Raw genomic sequence first — 17,671 nt, forward strand, 5'->3', positions numbered from 1 at the left:
TGCTCTCAGCGTGGAATGCGCCGATTGTGCTGCGTGCGAGGCGCATGCGAATGCCGGCTTTCCCGCAGGGCGCGCCCCCGGTCGGTACGCGCTGCCCGCTACTTCTCATCAGGCGCCGCCGCGATGATGCGTGCGGCGAGCACGGCGAACTGACCCACATCCACGGCGTTGCGCCTGTACCAGAGCCTGCTGTTGTCCACGCGATGAACGACCACGATGTCCCGCGTCCGGTCGATCAGCATGAACTGGCCGCCGGCCCCGTCCGCCAGTACCAGCGGATGGTTGCCCGGCAGCCGCCATGCGGGGAATGCGACGAACGGCAGCCACCACATGTAGCCGTACCCGTTGCCGCCCAACACGGCGCTGTACGACTTCGTGCTCTCGCGCAGCCAGGCGGTCGACACGATCTGGCGCCCGTTCCACTGGCCATCGCGGCTCACCAGCAGCCCGACGCGCGCCAGGTCCCGCGCGGACAGGTACATCAGGTAGGCAGGGTGTTCCGAGCTGCGCTCGTATTCGAACTTCGTGTCTTGCGGGTAGCGGAAGTCCTCGAACTGCAGGGGCTCGGCGAGGTCGGTCTTCAGGGCCTGGAACACGTCCTGGCCGGTGCGGCGCTGGAAGATGGTGCCGAGCGTGTTGAAGTCCCAGTTGTTGTAGTACCAGAAGGCGCCGGGGTCGTGGCTGCCGCGCTCGGGCCGGCGCTTCTTCGCCTCCGGCGTTTCGTAAGCCGCCTCGTGGTAGACCCCCGAGCGCGATTGCAGCAGTTGCCGGACCGTGGCGGTCCGCTCGCGCTCCGACAGGCCGCCCTTGTCCGTGATGTCCAGCGTGCCCAGCGTCTGGTTCAGGTCGATGACGCCGCGATCCACCTGGATGCCGTAGAGCACGCTCAGCACGCTCTTGCGAACCGACGCGAGGTTCATCGGCCGACGGGTGTCCCCATAGGCATGCACCAGCACGCCGCGGTGGACCACGAGGTAGGCATCGGAGCGAAGCGAATCGGCATAGTCATCCGCCAGCTTGAGCCTGTCCGCGGACCATCCACTGGGCTGCCCGTTGTCGGCCGGCGTGTGCCACGAGGCGCCGGGGAAGACCTGTTGCGCGACGACGAGCGTGGGCGCGGCGATGCAGAGCGCGGCCAGCACCCCCGCGGCCAACCGCGCCAGTCCGAAGGTCCGCAGGGGCAGGGCCTGCGTCAGTCGCATGGCTGGAAGCGCTTGCACTCGGCGACCACGTGGATGGCCGTCAACGTGGACTGTCCAGCGACTGGCAAGGAACCGGCAAGCAGATGCGTCCTGGTCACGACTGCGCGCTCGCATTCCAGAACGCATGGGTCACGCCCGGCAGCGCTTCCAGCTTGTCCATCACCGCGTCCAGCTGTTCAGGGACGACCGAGGAGGCGTAGAGGACAACCCGGGTCTCCACGTCCTCCCGGCCGAAGGGACTCTGCTCCACATGGCGCGCGGGGTAGTCCTGCGCCTCGAGCCATTCGATCAGCCGGTCGTGCACCTCGGCGCTCACGGCCTTCTGGCAGACCACGTGCACCGTGTAGTTGGCCTCGCTGTCTTCTTCCCGCATCGGCTTGCGGTTGATGCGGTCGGCCACGGGCCGCAGCAGCGTGTTGCTGGCCAGCACGAACAGCGCCGCCACGAAGGCTTCGCCGATGCGGTCGGCGCCGGCGCAGGCCCCCACCGCGGCGGAGCCCCAGAGCGTGGCCGCGGTGTTGATGCCGAAGATGTTGGCGCCTTCCTTCATGATCGCCCCGGCGCCCAGGAACCCGACGCCGGACACCACGTAGGCGATCACGCGCACGGCGCCATCGTCACCCGACAGTCCCTGCGCCAGGTCGACGAAGGAGGCGGCGCCCACCGCCACCAGGGTGTTGGTGCGCAAGCCGGCAGTGCGCTGTCGCACCTGCCTTTCGAGCCCGATGAGCCCGCCGAGGATGAAGGCGGAGCCCAGGCTCACCAAGGTGTCGAGCATGGACCGCGGATCGATGTGTTGCAGCGCTTGCATGCGCCATTGTGTCCACAGCGATGGCCTGCGTCACCATCTTGTCAGGGCGGCACACCACGGCGTCCAGCCACCACCCCGCGCTGCGTCCCCCCACTCCTGCAGCCGATCAGCCAGCCACGCGCCCCGCCTCCGTCCCCGCTGCCGCCAACTCTGCCGCCGCCTCCGCCGCCACCCCCCCGCGCACCGCCCCCGGGCTCGCAGCGGCCTGCATGCTCCATCGCAGCCGCCATCCTTCCACGCGCAGCCGCAGTCCGCGGTGTCTGACCAGGTAGCGCAACCCGATGGCCGCGGACGCCAGCCCCGCGGCGGCGGCCACGCCCAGCGCCCAGCGCGGGCCGAAGGTGTCGGCGACCCAGCCCACCACCGGCGCGCCGATGGGTGTGCTGCCCAGCAGCGTCGCCAGCAGGATCGCGATGACACGGCCGCGCAGCGCGGGCTCGGTCGAGAGCTGCACCAGGCTGTTGGTGGAGGTCGTGATCGTCTGCGCCGCCACGCCGGTGACGACCAGGGCCATGCCGAACGCCATCACATTCGGCATCAGCGCGGCAGCGAGGGTGCCGAAGCCGAACACCGCCGAGCCGAGCACGAGGAGCCCGAATCGCGGCTTCGCCCGGCGCGCCGCGAGCAGGGCGCCCGTGACCGAGCCGATCGCCATCGTCGAGGACAGCAGGCCGTACTGCCCCGGCCCGCCATGGAAGGCGCCGACCGACATGGTGGAGATGAAGATCGGGAAGTTCAGGCCGAAGGTGGCCACCAGGAACAGCATCGCCAGCACCGCGCGAAGATCCGGCCGCATCCACACATAGCGAAAGCCTTCCATCAGGCTCGCGCTCTTGCGCCCCACCGGGCCCTGCCTCGAGAACAGCTCACTCTTGCGCAGGCAGGCCAGTGAGACGAGCACGGCCACGAAGGACAGCGCGTTGAGCAGGAAGGCTTCGCCGGGACCGGTGGCGGCGATCACCATGCCGGCCACGGCCGGGCCCACCATGCGCGCCGCATTGAAGGAGGTGGAATTAAGCGCCACTGCGTTCGAGAGATCGGTATCGGACACCAGTTCGGCCACGAAGGTCTGGCGCGCCGGCGCGTCGAATGCCGCCACGCAACCCAGCAGCAGCGCGAACACGTAGACATGCCATAGCTGCACCATGCCGCTGATGGTGAGCAGGCCCAGGCCCAGTGCCAGCGTCCCCATCGCGGCCTGGGTGGCCATCAGCAGCTTGCGCCGGTTCAACCTATCGGCGGCGAGCCCGGTGAAGGGCAGCAGCACCAGTTGCGGCCCGAACTGCAGCGCCATCACGATGCCGACGGCCGTGGCGTTGTGGTGGGTCAGGTGCGTCAGGACGAGCCAGTCCTGCGCCGTGCGTTGCATCCAGGTGCCGATGTTGGAAACCATCGCACCCGCCGCCCACAGGCGGTAGTTGCGGATGCGCAGCGAGCGGAAGGTTTCGCTCAAAGGGTTTCCAGCAGCGCCAGCACGTCACGTGTGCGGCAGGTCTCGCCCAGGCGCGGGAAGATGCGCGCCAGGCTGTTCGCGTGCGCCTGCTCGTTGAGGTCGGTCATCGCGTCGACCACCAGGGCGACGTGGAAGCCGAGTTCATGCGCCTGCCGCGCCGTCGACTCGACGCCGATGCTGGTGGCAATGCCCGCCAGCACGACCTGTGTCACGCCGCGTTCGCGCAAGGCGGATTCCAGTCCGGTGCCGGTGAAGGCGCCCCAGGTCTTCTTGCTGATGCGGATGTCCTGCGCTTGCGCACCGAGTTCGGGCAGGAGTTGGGCCCAATCGGCGCCCGGCGCCGGTCGCGCGGCTTGCGGGTCGGTGCGACCGGGCGCACCGCCTACCACGTTCACCAGCACCACCGGCCAGCCGCGGCGCCTGAAGGCGGCGGCCAGTTCGGCGGCATGCGCCACCACGCCGGGCGTGGGATGCGCCGTCGGCAGGGCGACGATGCCTTGCTGGAGGTCGATGAGGAGGAGGGCGGGATGGGCGTCGAGCCTGGACAGGGGCATGGGAGTCTTTCGGTGGGAGTGGGGCGGCTTCAATCGAGCAGGCGCTGTAGCAGGCGCACGGCGGATCTCAGTTGCTTCTGTTCTGTCGGCGAGTAGCGGGCCGAGATCGTGCGCTGCAACCAGTCTTCACGCGCGGCGCGAACCTGGCGAATCGTCTTGCGTGCCTGCGGGGTGAGCGACAGCAGGGTGCGCCTGCCGTCCGCGGGGTCTGGCGCGCCCTTGACATAGCCCGCTTCGATCAACGAGGCCACGGTGGCGCCCATGGACTGGGAGCGCACGCCTTCGGCCGTCGCCAGCTCGGTCACCGTGGCGGCCTCCTGGCGCTCCAGTCTCAGCAGCGTGGAACGCTGGGATTCGGTCCAGTCGGCGACAGAGGCCTCCTGCCGCAACCGGCGGCGCAACTGCGACGCCAGCATGCGCAGGTCGACCGCCAGGGCATGGGCGGCTTCGGTGGCCGGGTCGGCGGATGGGGCGGGCATGGGAAGGGTCTCCCGGATCGACGAGCATTGGACAGGACAACTACGAAGTTTAGCTTCCTATATTGCCCCTCGCTGGCGCTTGGGCATGTGTTGCTGACGCACCAGGGCCGCTAGAGGGCGTCGGCGTGCAGCCGCCTGTGCCGATGCCGGAGACCGCCGCTCAGCGCCTCGGGCAAAGTCCCAGCGCCACGTGGGCCTCGGTGCAAGGTCTTTGCCTTGGAGGGGTCGCGCCTGCGGTAGCTGTCCCGGGCGCTGCAGCCGTTGCGGCATCCATCGGCGGCGGGCCTTCGACGAGCCGCCGCGACGTGGCCCGGTGCTCGATGATCACCACCGGCCGCGCGGGTTCCGATGGCGTTGCGGTGGTCTGCCCGAGGTTGGTGGTGAGGCCCTTGAGCGGCAAGCGCCCCTCTTCAGGACGCAGCGCATACCAATATGCGAAGGCGCCGGCCAGCAAGAGCACGAACATCACCAGCAGGATCTTGCCCGTCGGGATGCCGCTGTTCGGCTCCGGCTTCCATGGCGGCAGGTACATCGCCGTCGATGGCTCGCGCGTATCGGCAAATTCGGCGGCCACGGTATTGGCGGAAAAGCGGAAGCCCGAGAACCTGCCCTTGCAGCCGGTGCAGTACTTCGCGTTGTCCTTGTTGGCCGAATGGCAGGATTCGCAGAACTTCGTCATGGTGCAAGTCTCGCCGGCGCGCCGCACTGGACAGTGGGCAGGGCGCAAGGCACTGCCATGCCGGGTGCATGGCGAGCATCTGCAACGCCGCAGGGTGCCCTTCGGCAAATTGGCGCGCGCGCCCGCATCGGCGCACCCGCCGCAATGCATTCACCAGGCGACTGATTGGCACTGAAAGCGCGCATTCCAGGCTGAGATAGGTAGGAAGTTCGCATTATCTTCCCGCGTCGCGTTTCGGATGGTGCCGCTTGGCGCCTCGGTCGCCGGGCACGAAGGGCCGGCGCTGCGCGGAAGGCACCGGCCGGAGGCGGAAGCCGGGCCGCGACGCACGCAAGCTCTGCCCCAAAGGGCAATGTCCGGATCGCCCCGTGCCCGCTAGCCTGCCGCATCATGACCCCGAAAAGCTCCAACCCCTTTGCCCGTGGCTGGCAACACGCCACGGCGGTCTTCACTTCGGCCTGTGTCGCGCTCCTGCTGGCGGGCTGCGCGAGCGTTGCCGGCGGCGGCGACCCGTTGCCGTCGTGGAACGACGGCCCGGCCAAGAAGGCGATCGTCGCCTTTGTCGACGACGTGACGCGGGACGGCTCGCCAGGCTTCGTGCCGCCGGCGCAGCGCATCGCCACCTTCGACAACGACGGCACGCTGTGGGCCGAGCAGCCCATCTACACGCAGTTCGCCTTCATGATCGACCAGGTCAACGCCGCCGCGCCGAAGCATCCGGAGTGGGCCAACAACCCGGTCTACAAGGCGCTGGCCGCCAACGACCTGCGCGGCGCGCTGGCAGGCGGCGAGAAACCGCTGCTCGAACTGCTGGTCCAGGGCAACAGCGGCATGACGGTCGACGAGTACGACAAGGCCGTGCGCCAGTGGCTGGCCACGGCGCGGCATCCGGTCCTCAAGCGGCCCTACATCGAGACGGTCTACCAGCCGCAACTCGAACTGCTGGCCTACCTGAGGGCCAAGGGCTTCAAGACTTTCATCGTCTCGGGCGGGACGATGGAAGTGATGCGCCCCTGGAGCCAGGCCGTGTATGGCATTCCGCCGGAGCAGGTGGTTGGCTCATCCCAGGGCGTCAAGTTCGACGGCAACGGCGCGCTGATGCGTGAGCCCAGCCTGGCTTTCCTGAATGACGGCCCGGGCAAGCCGGTCGGCATCTACATGCACATCGGCCAGCGGCCCATCCTGGCCTTCGGCAATTCGGACGGCGACCTGCAGATGCTGCAGTACACGGTTGCCGGCCCCGGACGCAGCCTTGCGCTGCTGGTGCACCACGACGATGCCGCACGCGAGTTCGCCTACGACCGCACGTCGCCTTTCGGCAAGCTGGACAAGGCCTGGGACGAGGCCGTGCGCCGGAACTGGGTCGTGGTCAGCATGAAGAACGACTGGAAGCGAGTCTTCGCGGATCCCAAGCCCTGATCGAAGGCGTGAATCTTTCTACTGCGGCCACCGATCTCGGGCCTGTGGTCCTCACCGCACGAGAGTGCGGTTCCGGTCCTCAGCCCGACCTCGGCGCCCTCGCTACGAAATCTTCACACCTTCTTGCGCTAAGTGTCTGAGGCCCACCCGAGCAATTGCCGCGGCGTGTCCCACAGCAGCTTGTTCCGGTCCACCGGATCCGGGAACAGCCGCTCGATCAGCTTGAGTTGCGGCCCGTACTCGACGCGCTCCGGCGCGCGCAGGTAGGGCCAGTCCGATCCCCACACGCAGCGATCGAGCGTGAAGGCCCGCACCAGCTCGTGAATGAACGGCCACGTGTCCGCATGCGGATGCGGCTCGTGCGAGAACTTGGTGAGCCCCGACAGCTTGATCCACGCGCGCCCGCTGCGGCCCAGTTGCAGCAGCGCCTGGAAGGCCCGGTTCGACAGGCCGGCGCGCGGCTCCGGACGGCCGCAGTGGTCGATGAGGATGCGCACGCCCGATTCGTTCAACAGCGGCAGCAGGTCCGGCAACTGGTCCTTCTCGACCTGCACCTGCAACAGCATGCCCAGCTGCTGCAGCATCTTCAGCAGCGGCGCGGTGCCGGTGTAGTAGGCCACGCCCAGGAAGGCCGGGTTGAACGCCACGCCGACGATGCCCTGCGCCTGCAGCGCCGCCAGCGTCTCCAGGCTGCAGTAGTTCTCCACCACTGCAATGCCCTTGAAGCGCCCACCGCTTTGCGCGATGGCATCGAGCAGGCAACGGTTGTCGGTGTCGTAGCCCGAGTTGGGCCCGACCACCAGCGCATGCCCGACGCCATAGGCATCGAGCACCTGCATGAAGAGCTGCGCCGAGCCGCATTCCTGGCCGGCAGGGCGGTAGTGCGTGTCGGATTGGTACGGAAAACGAACGGGGTCGAAGATATGGTTGTGGCAGTCGATCTTGGGCTCGTTGAAGATGCTCATTTCTTGTCCTTCTCCTTGGTCGCCGCCATCATCCTGCGAATCTGGTCCCGCAACTGCTTCGCCACGGTATCGAAAGGTTCGATGTCCTGCTCGGCGCGGCTCAACACCACCGCACCTTCAGCCGAGGCGATCAGCGTGGTGGCAAATTGCCGGGCGATGGCGGGTGTCAGGCCACCTTGCTGAAGCAGTGTGCCCAGGCGCGTGCGCCAGGTGCGGAACACGTTCGTGGCATGCGCCAGCAGCGCCGGTGAATCGGTCGCGACAGTCACCGCCAACACCGCGCAGCCCGCGCCGTTGCCGGAGCGGGTGAGCACCGCGCGCCAGATCGCCAGGAAGTGATCTGTGACAGCCTCGGCCGACGCGCCGGCCTTTTGCTCCAGCGCGCCGACCAGGAAATCGCCCGCCAGGTCGACCGCTGCGCCGACGAGCTGGTCCTTGCCGTCGGGAAAGTGGTGATAGACCGAGCCGCGCGGCGCACCCGTGAGCGCCAGCACCTCCGAGAACGACGTGGATTGCAGCCCGCGCTGGGCGAGCAACTGCACCGCGCCCAGGACCATCTTGCTGCGAACGTCTGCTGCCATTGCATTTCTCTCCACGTTGGAATAATTGCTTGACTATGATGATCGTCATAGTCAAGAATATATGCACACCATCATAGTCAACCCTCGAAGGAGCTTTCCATGCCCATGATCGACGTCTACGCAGCCGCAGACATCTTCCCCGCCGACGCCGACCGCGAACTGGGCGAAGCCCTCTCGATGGCCGTCCTGCGCGCCGAAGGTGTGGCAACGCCCGGGCCATTCCACACGAACAACACCGCGGCGTACATCCACCGCATGGCGCCATCGGCAGTGCAGACGGCCGCCACGGCGCAAGCTCGCACGGTGCGCATCCAGATCATCACGCCGCCCGGCTCGCTGAACCGCGAAGGGCAGAAGCAGATCGTGAAGGAAGCGACCGAGATCGTCGCGAAGGTCTCTGGCGACGCGACGTTGCCGGCCCGTACCTGGGTGCTGCTGACCGAGGCGGTGGAGGGCGGCTGGGGCATGTTCGGCACGGCCTTCGGCAAGGAGGAATTCGGCGCGCTGGCGGCCAGGGCGAAGGCGGCTGCAGGCGCCTGACCGAGCGCGATTGGCACGCCGCGAGCACGATTTCGCGGTGCTGACTAAGATGGCCGCCCCAACACTGCGAGCCATCCCATGAGCCTCCCCACTACCCGCCTGGGCCGCACCGGCCTCATCGTGTCGCGCCTTGCACTGGGCACCATGACCTTCGGGCTGCAGACCGACGAGGCCACGTCCTTCCGCATCCTGGACAAGGCCACCGATGGCGGCATCAACTTCCTCGACACGGCCGACGTGTACCCGCTCGGCGGCACCGTCGAGACCACCGGGCGCACCGAGGAGATCATCGGCCGCTGGCTCAACCAGCAGGGCAAGAGCCGGCGCAGCGAGTTCATCGTGGCGACCAAGGCGGCCAACAAGGTCGGCCCCAATCCGTGGGACCAGGGCAACTCGCGCAAGCACTTGCTCGATGCGATCGACGTGTCGCTGAAGCGACTGCAGACCGACCACGTCGACCTCTACCAGCTTCACCACGACGACCCGAACACGCCGCTCGACGAAAGCCTGGAGGCGCTGGACGTGATCGTGCGTTCAGGCCGCGCGCGCTACATCGGCGTGTCGAATTTCCTGTCGTACCGGCTCGCCCGTTCCATCGGCATTGCGGCAGTGAAGCGGCTGACGCAGTTCGTGTCGGTGCAGCCGCGCTACAGCCTGTTGTTCCGCGAGATCGAGCGCGAACTGCTGCCGCTGGCGCGCGAGGAAGGCCTGGGCGTGATCCCCTACAACCCGCTCGCCGGCGGCCTGCTCACCGGCAAGTACGCGCCCGGCGCCAAGCCGGAGGACAACACGCGCTTCACGCTCGGCACGGCCGGCTCGATGTACCAGGACCGCTACTGGAACGAGCGCAGCTTCAATACCGTGAGCCAACTGCACAAGCTGGCCGAGGAAGCCGGCGTGCCGCTCGCGACGCTTTCCGTCGCCTGGGTGATGGCCAACCCGCTGATCACCGCGCCGCTGCTCGGTGCGAGCAAGCCCGAGCAACTCGATGCCACGCTCGCCGCGGCCGAATACCAGCTGCCCGCAGATCTCAAGCAACGGCTCGATGAGCTGACCGCCGAATACCGCAAGGGCGATGCGCCCCGTTGATACCCAGAGGACACGACTTTCATGAGCATTCCAGAAGACCGCATGGCTCTGCAACTGCGTTCGCTCGTCAAGAAAAACGGCGAGCTTGAACTGTCGCTGGCCAGCGTGCCGGTGCCCGCGCCCGGACCGGACGAGGTGCTGATTCGCGTCAAGGGCTCGCCGCTGAATCCGTCGGACCTGGGGCTGTTGTTCGGCGCGGCCGACATGAGCACGGCCAAGGCATCGGGCTCGGCGGCGGATCGCCCCGTCGTCACCGCCAGCGTTCCCGAGGCCGGCCTGCGTGCCATGGCCGGCCGGCTCGATGAATCGATGCCCGTGGGCAATGAAGGCGCCGGTGTGGTCGTGGAGGCCGGTTCCTCGCCGGCCGCGCAGGCATTGCTCGGCAAGACGGTGGCGGCCATTGGCGGGGCGATGTATGCGCAGTACCGCGCCGTGCCCGTTGCGCAGACGCTGCTGCTGCCCGAAGGCGCGACGGCGGTGGACGGCGCCTCGTCCTTCGTCAATCCGCTGACCGCGCTCGGCATGGTCGAGACGATGCGCCGCGAAGGCCATTCCGCACTCGTGCACACGGCAGCCGCGTCCAACCTCGGCCAGATGCTGAATCGCATCTGCATGAAGGACGGCATCGCGCTGGTGAACATCGTGCGCAAGCAGGAGCAGGCCGACCTGCTCAAGGCAATGGGCGTGAAGCATGTCTGCGATTCGAGCGCGCCCACCTTCCTGCAGGACCTGACCGACGCACTGGCCGAGACTGGCGCCACCATCGCCTTCGACGCCACCGGCGGCGGCAGGCTCGGCGGCCAGATCCTCGGCTGCATGGAAGCCGCGATCAACAGGACCGCCAGGGAATACAGCCGCTACGGCTCGGCCACGCACAAGCAGGTGTACCTCTACGGCGGCCTGGACATGCGTCCGACGGAGTTCGTGCGCAATTTCGGCATGGCCTGGGGCATGGGCGGATGGCTGCTGTTCCCGTTCCTGAACAAGATCGGGCCGGCCGCGGCGGAGGTGCTCAAGCAGCGTGTGGCGTCGGAACTGAAGACGACCTTTGCAAGCCACTACTCGAAGGAGATCTCGCTGGCGGACGTGCTGGACCTGGGCACGATCGCGGTCTACAACCAGCGGGCGACGGGGACGAAGTACCTGATCAATCCGAACAGGGGGTTGTAGAAACCGTTCGGCCTATCGTCGCTTTTGTTTGAATCCGGATTCCCGTTGGCTTCGAAGGGCAAGAACGAGGACCATGTCAATGTTTGGAATGTATTGGTAGCGCGCGACATAGGCGTATGAGTCGCGGCCGACGAGCAGTTCGCGCCTGCCATTCTTCACGGGCCGACCGATCAACGGACTGTGGCGAAGGATGTCGAACGCCGCGACAAGATCTTTGATGCGCTGCGCGAAGTTCGCAACTTCGAATTGCTCCATGTGGTCGATGAATCGATCGAGGTCATCGAAGACCGCCGGGGCGAGTTCAATGCGGGTCATCCAGGCTTCGTTGGCAGGTCAAGCCGTCGCGCCGCAGGCCTTGCCGGCTTGGCTCCCTTTGCCCTTGCACCGAGATAAGCCTTCGCCTCGTCCCAGGACACCGTCTCTTCAGTCGCCAGGAACTTGGCCCAACGCTTTTCCGCAACGGCATGGAGCGCTTCTTCGGCTTCGACCCGCTCGACCGTCTGTGCGATTGCTTCCACGATGAAGGCATGCGCAGTCTTCCCCGCGCGCTCTGCGGCAGAAGCAATGCGCTCCTTGAGATCGTCTTCGATGCGGATAGTGGTTGTCGACATGTTTCGGCCCTCTATTGACTTCGAATGTAGCACGGTTGTGCTACAGATGCCAAGTGAGGCTTGGTAGGTCCAGGGCGACTGCGTTCAGACGGCGTACTGCGCCTCGCCATTGCCGAAGGACCAGTTCTCCTTGCGCACTTCGACCAGGTTGATGAACACATCCTCGCGGCGCATGCCGAGCCGCTCATGCAGGCCGTCGACGATGGCCTTGTAGAACGTGCGCTTCTGCTCGACGGTGCGCCCCTCGCTCAGCGTGATCTGGAGGATGACGCAGTCCGGCGATCTCGCGATGTCCATGTAGGTCGGGTCGACGATGAAATCCGCGGACGCATGCTCCGTGATGATCTGGAAGCGGTCGTTCTTCGGCACGTTGATGGTGCTGACCATGGCGTCGTAGATGACATCGCCAATGGTGCGGCGATGGTCGGCGCTCTTGCCGGCGGCGAGGTCGATGCGAACGAGGGGCATGGCGAGTCCTTGAAGTGGACGGAAATTATGGCGACCGGCGGCGCCTTGCGTGAATTCCCCGCGCGCTGCGCCGTCATTGCACGGATGCTAAGGTTTCAGCCCCCGGGTCGACCCCGGAACGCATCCACAAGGCTTCCCGTGCCCCGTCCCCCCTCCCATGATTCCGGCCGCGTCGCGGCTCCGGGCCTTTCCCCGGCTCTCACCTGGCTGTTCGCCGTGGCCTGCGGCCTCTGCGTGGCCAACATCTACTACGCGCAGCCGCTGCTCGGGCCGATCGCGCTCAGCCTGGACCTGCATGCCGGGCTTGCCGGCCTGATCATGACGCTGACGCAACTGGGCTACGGCCTCGGCCTGCTGCTCATCGTGCCGCTGGCGGACGTGGTCGAGAACCGGCGACTCGTGACCACTGCGCTGGTGGGCACGGTGCTGGGGCTGATCGGCATCACGCTCTCGACCTCGGCTGCCGGGTTCTTGGCGGCCTCGCTGCTGGTCGGCGCGGGCGCGGTCGCGGCGCAGGTGCTGGTGCCCTTCGCATCGCACCTCGCACCCGAGGCCACGCGCGGCAAGGTGGTGGGCAACATCATGGCGGGGCTGCTCGCCGGCATCATGCTGGCGCGGCCGTTTTCCAGCATCGTGGCGGCGGCGTTCGGCTGGCGCGCGGTGTTCGGCATCTCGGCGGTGCTGATGACGGTGTTGATCGGCGTGCTGTGGCGCGCGCTGCCCCGGCGCGAGCCGCACGGCTCGGTCGGCTATGCGCGCACCATGGCCTCGCTGCCGGGCATCGCCTGGCGCACACCGGTGCTGCGCCGGCGCGCCGCGTACCAGGGAATGATGTTCGCGGCCTTCCAGACCTTCTGGACCGCCGTGCCCTTGCTGCTGGCGCATGAGTTCGGCCTGGGGCAGGGCGGCATCGCGGCCTTTGCGCTGGCGGGTGCGGCGGGTGCGCTGGCCGCGCCCCTGTCGGGCCGGCTGGCGGACCGGGGCCTGACGCGACCCGCGACCGGCATCGCGATGGCGATCGCGCTGCTGTCCTTTGTGCTGGGCGCCGTGTCGGCCCGGTTCCATTCGATGATCGGCCTGGTGGCGGCGGGCGTGCTGCTCGACGGCGCGGTGCAGTTGTGCCAGGTGCTGAGCCTGCGCAGCCTCTACGTGCTGGCGCCCGAGTTGCGCGGCCGGCTCAACGGGCTGTTCATGACCTTCATCTTCCTCTGTGCGGCCGTGGCATCGGCCCTGGCGGCCGCGGTCTACACCTTCCACGGATGGACGGGCCTTTGCCTGCTGGGCGGGGCCTATGTGGCGCTGGCCCTGGCCTTCTACGCCACCGAGTTCATGCGGCGCCGGCCGGCGCTGGCGGCCACCTGAGGCTCCCTGACGACCCCTCCGGCGCGGATCTCTACAATTGCGCCCCCTTTGCAACTGCCCGGATCTCGCGCCCCATGGACATCGTCGTCAACGAAGAACTCAAAGCCTATATCGACCCGTTGACCCCGGAGGAATACGAATCGCTGGAGCGCAGCATCCTGGCCGAAGGCTGCCGCGATGCCCTGGTGCTCTGGGGCGACGTGCTGGTCGACGGCCACAACCGCTATGGCATCTGCCAGAAGCACGGCCTTCCTTTCCAGACGGTGCAGAACACGCGTTTCCAGTCGATGGAGGACGTGCACCTGTGGATGATCGACCAGCACCTGGGACGGCGCAGCATCTCCGACTTCCAGCGCGGCGTGCTGGCGCTGCGCAAGCGCGAGATCGTGGCGGCGCGCCGTTCCGCACCTCCCGCGGCGCCCGCGACGGAAGAGGCAACCGCGGCTGTGCCTGAAACGGCCAGCGCCGACCACGCAGTGCCGCCGCTCGAACCGCTCGATTCCCGCGAGGCGCTGGCCCGGGCCGCGCGCCTGAGCAGCAGCCAGGTCGTGATGATCGAGAAGATCCAGAAGCAGGCCACGCCCGAACTGGTCGAGGCGATCAAGGCCGGCACGATCTCGCTGAGCGCGGGCGCGGCCGTGGCCAGCTTGCCGGCGCAGGAGCAGGTTGCCGCCGCGGCCGCCGGCAAGGACGAACTGAAGCAGGCCGCCAAGCGCGTGCGCGAGGCCAAGCGCAAGCCACGCGAGGAAGCGCCCGCTGACGCGGAGACGCCCCTGGAGAAGGCCGATCCCTCGGCGGACACCGTGGAATCGTTGCGCAAGCGTGTGGCGGAGCTGACCAGTGAGAACACCGCGTTGCGCAAGCAGGTGGCGAACCTGCTGAATCAATTGCTGGCGCGTCCCGGCGCCGAGACGCCGGAGGCCGAGGACGCGTCCGCGCCGTTCTGAGGTGATGCCCCCAGGGCCGGCCTGCGCCCGGCCCGCCCCCCAGGGGGATCAAGTCGAGATGGAAAAGCCACATCGACTCGAGACCGCCGAGCGGCCTTCCCAAAGCCCCTGACGGCATGCATGCCGCGCATCCCCGGCGCACAATCGTGGTCCGATGCGCCGCATCCTCGTCCTCCTTGCCTTGAGCCTGTTCGGCCCGCTGTGCAGTGCCGAGGTGGTCCGTTGCACCGACGCTGCGGGTCATGTGAGCTACACCGATGGCAAGTGCCCTGCGAGCACGAAGGTCACGCGCCTGACCTTGCCGGAACCGATGGTGGTGAACCGCGGCGAGTCCGATGCCGTTCCGCCCGACCGCCCTGCGACCCCGGCGCCAGCCCCGCTGCCGCCCCCGCATGCCGTGGTGCCGGCGCCCCCGGCGCCCGTCATCGGCGACTACGGCGGCGACCCCGTCGTCGCCGACTACGGCTATCCCTACGGCGGCTACCGGCCCGTTCCGCCGCGCAACATGGGTCCGCGCCTGCGCAACTGCGACGCCGCGGGCTGCAGCGACAAGCAGGGCAATCACTACGACCGCACCGGCACCTTGAACCGCTACAAGAGCCTCGACGGCAGGACCTGCACGCCGGTGGGCACCACGGTCGTCTGCCGCTGAGTCCGCCTGGACGGGGCTACATCGCCCAGATGCGCGGGCTGGACGCGGGCAGTCTCCACAGTTCGGCGCGCCAGGCCTGCCACACGCGGCGCAGCAATTGCATCGCCGGCTCGACCAGCGGCGCCAGCACGCGCAGCACCACGATCTCCGCATGCGGGCTGGTGGCGCCAGCGCTCTCGGCGAGCACATCGGCATCGGCCAGCCCGCGCGCGATTTCCAGCAGTGCATCGCGCCGCGCCTTTCCCATCGGCGTGCCCGACACGACGAACAAGGAAGCCATGCACCGGTGCCCCGCCAGTCCGATGGGGCTGGCCAGCAGGCGCTGGTCGCTCGCGTCGATGCGCCCGCGTTCCAGCCACACGCCCGGCGCCTCGATGTGCTGCAGCAGCGAGCCGCGTTCGAAGGGCAGCCTGGCGTTCGGCAGGCCCAGCGCCGTCACATCCCAGCCGATGAGTTCCGCCCCCGGCGCTGCCTCGATGCGCAGGCGGTTCTCCGCTTTGCAGCCGCTGTAGCAGAGCGCTTCGAGCGGCAGCCATTCGAGGCGCGCATCGGCGTCGAGCCGGATGCGCGTGTCCTGCAGCGCCACCTCGCCCTCGGAGCGATAGAAGCGCGTGGCGCCCGGCGTGGTCAGCAGGCCGTGGCTGCCGGGCGCGCCGTGGATGTCGATGGTCAGGGTGTCGCCGCCGACCAGGCCACCGGGCGGGTGCACCAGCACGTTGTGACAGATTGCGTCGCCTTCCGGATAGAGGCTCTGCAGGATGCGCAGCGGCCCGTCGTGGCGATGACGGGCAACGCTGCGGCCGGATTCCTGTTGGTAGTCGAGTTGGAGGCGGGCGTGCCAGGGCATGAATGGAGGGAAGCGGGTGCGTGGCCGGACGGAAGGTCCATCCGGCGGGCGCGTGGATCGAAGCGCTCTCGAAGCGCGAAGGGCGGCCGGTCGAATGTAACCAGACTTCGCGTCGCGCCGGCCTGCGCCGCCGGTCGCGGGCGTGCTACTCGTGTTCCTTCAGCAATCGGCCAGAGACGTACACCTTCACCTCCACGCCCTCGGGCCGGCAACTCATCCTGAACTCCGTGTCGGCGAGCGACTTGCCGACCCAGGTCAGCGTGAACACGGTGGCGTCGCCGAACGCGGAGGCGGCCGCGAAGTTGTGGCGATTGACTTCCATGATGACGCGCAGGTCTTCGCCGTCCTGCTCGATCTCACCGCGAAAGAACTGCAGGTCGTCCGCGCCGTAGACGTGCTGGTTACGGATCAGCACCGCGCCGGTGCCCAGCATGCCCTTGTCGGTGGTGAAGCTCGATTCGTAGATTCCGTTTCGCATGGTTTCCTGTCCCCGTTGCTGGATGGCACAACAGTGCCGATGATCGCTGCACCAGCGTGCTGCACGCCAGGCTCGGCGCGATATTTGCGTGTCACAGCCTGATCGGACCATTCTGCCGGTCTCTCAAGATGAGGAGCTGCCCATGTTCGGACTGACATCCCTCGGCATCGTTCACACGGCGATCAGCCTGGTCGCGGTCGCGGCGGCCGTGATCGCCGTGCTTCGCTACAAGGAGATTCCGCCCGGCACGCGGGTGGGACAGGTCTACATCTGGACCACCGTGCTGACCTGCCTCACCGGCTTCGGCATCTTCCAGCATGGCGGCTTCGGCAAGCCGCATGCGCTGGGCATCCTGACCTTGATCGTGCTGGCGATCGCGGCCGTGGCGGGGCGCACCTCGCTGTTCGGCCGGGCGTCGAAGTACGTCGAAACCCTCAGCTACACCCTGACCTTCTTCTTCCACATGATCCCGGGCTTTACCGAATCGCTGACGCGGCTGCCCGCGGGCTCGCCGGTGTTCTCGGGCCCGGAAGACCCGGGACTGCAGCCGGTGATCGGCGTGGTGTTCGTGGTGCTCGTGATCGGCATGGTGCTGCAGGTGCTGCGCCTGCGCGGCGCCGGTCGGGCGGCGGCCCCAGCTTAGGAGGCTCTGAACAAGTCCTCCGCGGACCGCGCATCCTCGGCTCGGGCGGTCTGCGGCGTTGCAAATCCTCGCCATAGCTTCGGCTATGGCTGCGGTTCGCGCCTTGCATCCCATCCCGAGCCGACGCGCGCGCCCTCGCGGGGACTTGTTCAGCGCCTCCTTGGCGCCGGCCCTCGAAAGCGCCATTGCCGGTGCCACCGAAGCGTGGCACGCTGCCCTTCCCCGATGAATTGCAAAGGAGTGGGTTCATGCCGAACATCACGCTGGACATCAATGGCGCCCCGCGTTCCATCGACGCGTGGGACGCCGACATGCCCTTGCTCTATGCCTTGCGCAACGACCTCGGCCTGCATGCGGCCAAGTTCGGCTGCGGGCTGGGGCAGTGTGGTTCGTGCACCGTGCTGCTCGATGGGGCGGCGGCGCGCGCGTGCCTGACCAGTGTGGGCGCGGCGGCCGGCAAGCGCATCGTCACCGCCGAGGGCCTTGGCGCGCCCGCGAAGCCGCATCCGGTGCAGGCCGCCTTCATCGCCGAGCAGGCCGCGCAGTGCGGCTACTGCACCAACGGCATGGTGATGTCCACCGTGGCGCTGCTGGCGCACACGCCCAGGCCCACACGCGAGCAGGCGCAGCAGGCGCTGGCCGGCAACCTGTGTCGATGCGGCTCGCATGACCGCGTGCTGCGCGCAGTGCAGCGTGCGGCGGATGCGGGGAGGGCGTGACC

The 17,671-nt window shown here is 67.9% G+C and carries 22 protein-coding genes; 9 read left to right on the forward strand and 13 right to left on the reverse strand.

Annotated elements, in window-relative coordinates:
* Nucleotides 1–98: 98 nt before the first annotated feature.
* The 6 genes from HB681_RS13715 to HB681_RS13740 all read right to left on the reverse strand — a co-directional run bounded on the left by HB681_RS13715 (nt 99) and on the right by HB681_RS13740 (nt 5,178).
* Nucleotides 99–1,220, reverse strand: coding sequence for a serine hydrolase (locus HB681_RS13715; protein ID WP_213955372.1), 1,122 nt, complete (start codon nt 1,218–1,220; stop codon nt 99–101).
* 76 nt (nt 1,221–1,296) lie between these two features.
* Complete coding sequence (locus tag HB681_RS13720; RefSeq protein WP_213955373.1) at nt 1,297–2,013, reverse strand: MgtC/SapB family protein; 717 nt, start codon at nt 2,011–2,013, stop codon at nt 1,297–1,299.
* 106 nt (nt 2,014–2,119) lie between these two features.
* Nucleotides 2,120–3,466 carry an MFS transporter gene (locus HB681_RS13725; protein ID WP_213955374.1) on the reverse strand — a complete coding sequence of 449 codons (1,347 nt, stop codon included), beginning with the start codon at nt 3,464–3,466 and terminating at the stop codon, nt 2,120–2,122.
* Complete coding sequence (locus HB681_RS13730) at nt 3,463–4,020, reverse strand: cysteine hydrolase (protein ID WP_213955375.1); 558 nt, start codon at nt 4,018–4,020, stop codon at nt 3,463–3,465. The genes HB681_RS13725 and HB681_RS13730 overlap by 4 nt, the downstream gene beginning before the upstream one ends.
* A gap of 29 nt (nt 4,021–4,049) precedes the next feature.
* Nucleotides 4,050–4,499 (reverse strand): MarR family transcriptional regulator, encoded by a 450-nt coding sequence (locus HB681_RS13735; protein ID WP_213955376.1) that lies wholly within the window; start codon nt 4,497–4,499, stop codon nt 4,050–4,052.
* Nucleotides 4,500–4,659: 160 nt separating this feature from the next.
* Nucleotides 4,660–5,178: a hypothetical protein gene (locus HB681_RS13740; RefSeq protein WP_213955377.1), complete on the reverse strand. Its 519-nt coding sequence runs from the start codon at nt 5,176–5,178 to the stop codon at nt 4,660–4,662.
* 390 nt (nt 5,179–5,568) lie between these two features.
* Between HB681_RS13740 and HB681_RS13745 the strand changes: the two genes are divergently transcribed.
* Nucleotides 5,569–6,597: an HAD family hydrolase gene (locus tag HB681_RS13745; RefSeq protein ID WP_213955378.1), complete on the forward strand. Its 1,029-nt coding sequence runs from the start codon at nt 5,569–5,571 to the stop codon at nt 6,595–6,597.
* 128 nt (nt 6,598–6,725) lie between these two features.
* Here HB681_RS13745 and HB681_RS13750 read toward each other — a convergent pair whose 3' ends face one another.
* Both HB681_RS13750 and HB681_RS13755 read right to left on the reverse strand, forming a co-directional pair.
* Nucleotides 6,726–7,562 carry an amidohydrolase family protein gene (locus HB681_RS13750; RefSeq protein ID WP_213955379.1) on the reverse strand — a complete coding sequence of 279 codons (837 nt, stop codon included), beginning with the start codon at nt 7,560–7,562 and terminating at the stop codon, nt 6,726–6,728.
* Entirely contained in the window at nt 7,559–8,143 is a 585-nt protein-coding gene (locus tag HB681_RS13755) for a TetR/AcrR family transcriptional regulator (protein WP_213955380.1), read from the reverse strand. Before HB681_RS13755 ends, HB681_RS13750 begins: the two co-directional genes overlap by 4 nt.
* Nucleotides 8,144–8,242: 99 nt before the next feature.
* Between HB681_RS13755 and HB681_RS13760 the strand changes: the two genes are divergently transcribed.
* From HB681_RS13760 to HB681_RS13770, 3 genes are all read left to right on the forward strand, one after another.
* Entirely contained in the window at nt 8,243–8,683 is a 441-nt protein-coding gene (locus HB681_RS13760) for a tautomerase family protein (RefSeq protein ID WP_213955381.1), read from the forward strand.
* 78 nt (nt 8,684–8,761) lie between these two features.
* Nucleotides 8,762–9,772, forward strand: a complete 1,011-nt coding sequence (locus tag HB681_RS13765; protein ID WP_213955382.1) for an aldo/keto reductase — start codon at nt 8,762–8,764, stop codon at nt 9,770–9,772.
* Nucleotides 9,773–9,814: 42 nt separating this feature from the next.
* Nucleotides 9,815–10,942, forward strand: a complete 1,128-nt coding sequence (locus HB681_RS13770; RefSeq protein WP_213955484.1) for a zinc-binding dehydrogenase — start codon at nt 9,815–9,817, stop codon at nt 10,940–10,942.
* Between the two features lie 12 nt (nt 10,943–10,954).
* On the opposite strand, the gene HB681_RS13775 is transcribed toward HB681_RS13770, so the two are convergent.
* The 3 genes from HB681_RS13775 to HB681_RS13785 all read right to left on the reverse strand — a co-directional run bounded on the left by HB681_RS13775 (nt 10,955) and on the right by HB681_RS13785 (nt 12,021).
* Nucleotides 10,955–11,257, reverse strand: coding sequence for a type II toxin-antitoxin system RelE/ParE family toxin (locus tag HB681_RS13775; protein ID WP_213955383.1), 303 nt, complete (start codon nt 11,255–11,257; stop codon nt 10,955–10,957).
* Complete coding sequence (locus HB681_RS13780) at nt 11,254–11,553, reverse strand: DUF1778 domain-containing protein (RefSeq protein WP_213955384.1); 300 nt, start codon at nt 11,551–11,553, stop codon at nt 11,254–11,256. The genes HB681_RS13775 and HB681_RS13780 overlap by 4 nt, the downstream gene beginning before the upstream one ends.
* Before the next feature lie 84 nt (nt 11,554–11,637).
* Nucleotides 11,638–12,021 (reverse strand): tautomerase family protein, encoded by a 384-nt coding sequence (locus tag HB681_RS13785; protein ID WP_213955385.1) that lies wholly within the window; start codon nt 12,019–12,021, stop codon nt 11,638–11,640.
* A gap of 138 nt (nt 12,022–12,159) precedes the next feature.
* On the opposite strand from HB681_RS13785, the gene HB681_RS13790 reads away from it, so the two are divergent.
* The 3 genes from HB681_RS13790 (at nt 12,160) to HB681_RS13800 (ending at nt 14,982) form a co-directional block, all read left to right on the forward strand.
* Nucleotides 12,160–13,383, forward strand: a complete 1,224-nt coding sequence (locus tag HB681_RS13790) for an MFS transporter (RefSeq protein WP_345944676.1) — start codon at nt 12,160–12,162, stop codon at nt 13,381–13,383.
* Nucleotides 13,384–13,457: 74 nt separating this feature from the next.
* Entirely contained in the window at nt 13,458–14,330 is an 873-nt protein-coding gene (locus HB681_RS13795; RefSeq protein WP_213955387.1) for a plasmid replication/partition related protein, read from the forward strand.
* Between the two features lie 154 nt (nt 14,331–14,484).
* A complete protein-coding gene (locus tag HB681_RS13800; protein WP_213955388.1) occupies nt 14,485–14,982 on the forward strand; it encodes a DUF4124 domain-containing protein in 498 nt (165 codons plus the stop codon).
* Nucleotides 14,983–14,998: 16 nt separating this feature from the next.
* Here the strand turns inward: HB681_RS13800 and HB681_RS13805 are convergent, their stop codons facing one another.
* Complete coding sequence (locus tag HB681_RS13805; RefSeq protein WP_213955389.1) at nt 14,999–15,829, reverse strand: urease accessory protein UreD; 831 nt, start codon at nt 15,827–15,829, stop codon at nt 14,999–15,001.
* A 145-nt stretch (nt 15,830–15,974) separates the two neighbouring features.
* Complete coding sequence (locus HB681_RS13810) at nt 15,975–16,307, reverse strand: hypothetical protein (protein ID WP_213955390.1); 333 nt, start codon at nt 16,305–16,307, stop codon at nt 15,975–15,977.
* Between the two features lie 142 nt (nt 16,308–16,449).
* Between HB681_RS13810 and HB681_RS13815 the strand changes: the two genes are divergently transcribed.
* Both HB681_RS13815 and HB681_RS13820 read left to right on the forward strand, forming a co-directional pair.
* A complete protein-coding gene (locus HB681_RS13815; RefSeq protein ID WP_213955391.1) occupies nt 16,450–16,950 on the forward strand; it encodes a hypothetical protein in 501 nt (166 codons plus the stop codon).
* Between the two features lie 248 nt (nt 16,951–17,198).
* Entirely contained in the window at nt 17,199–17,669 is a 471-nt protein-coding gene (locus HB681_RS13820; RefSeq protein WP_213955392.1) for a (2Fe-2S)-binding protein, read from the forward strand.
* Nucleotides 17,670–17,671: the final 2 nt, after the last annotated feature.

It is taken from the genome of Variovorax sp. dw_954 (assembly GCF_018449755.1).
GTDB lineage: Bacteria > Pseudomonadota > Gammaproteobacteria > Burkholderiales > Burkholderiaceae_C > Variovorax.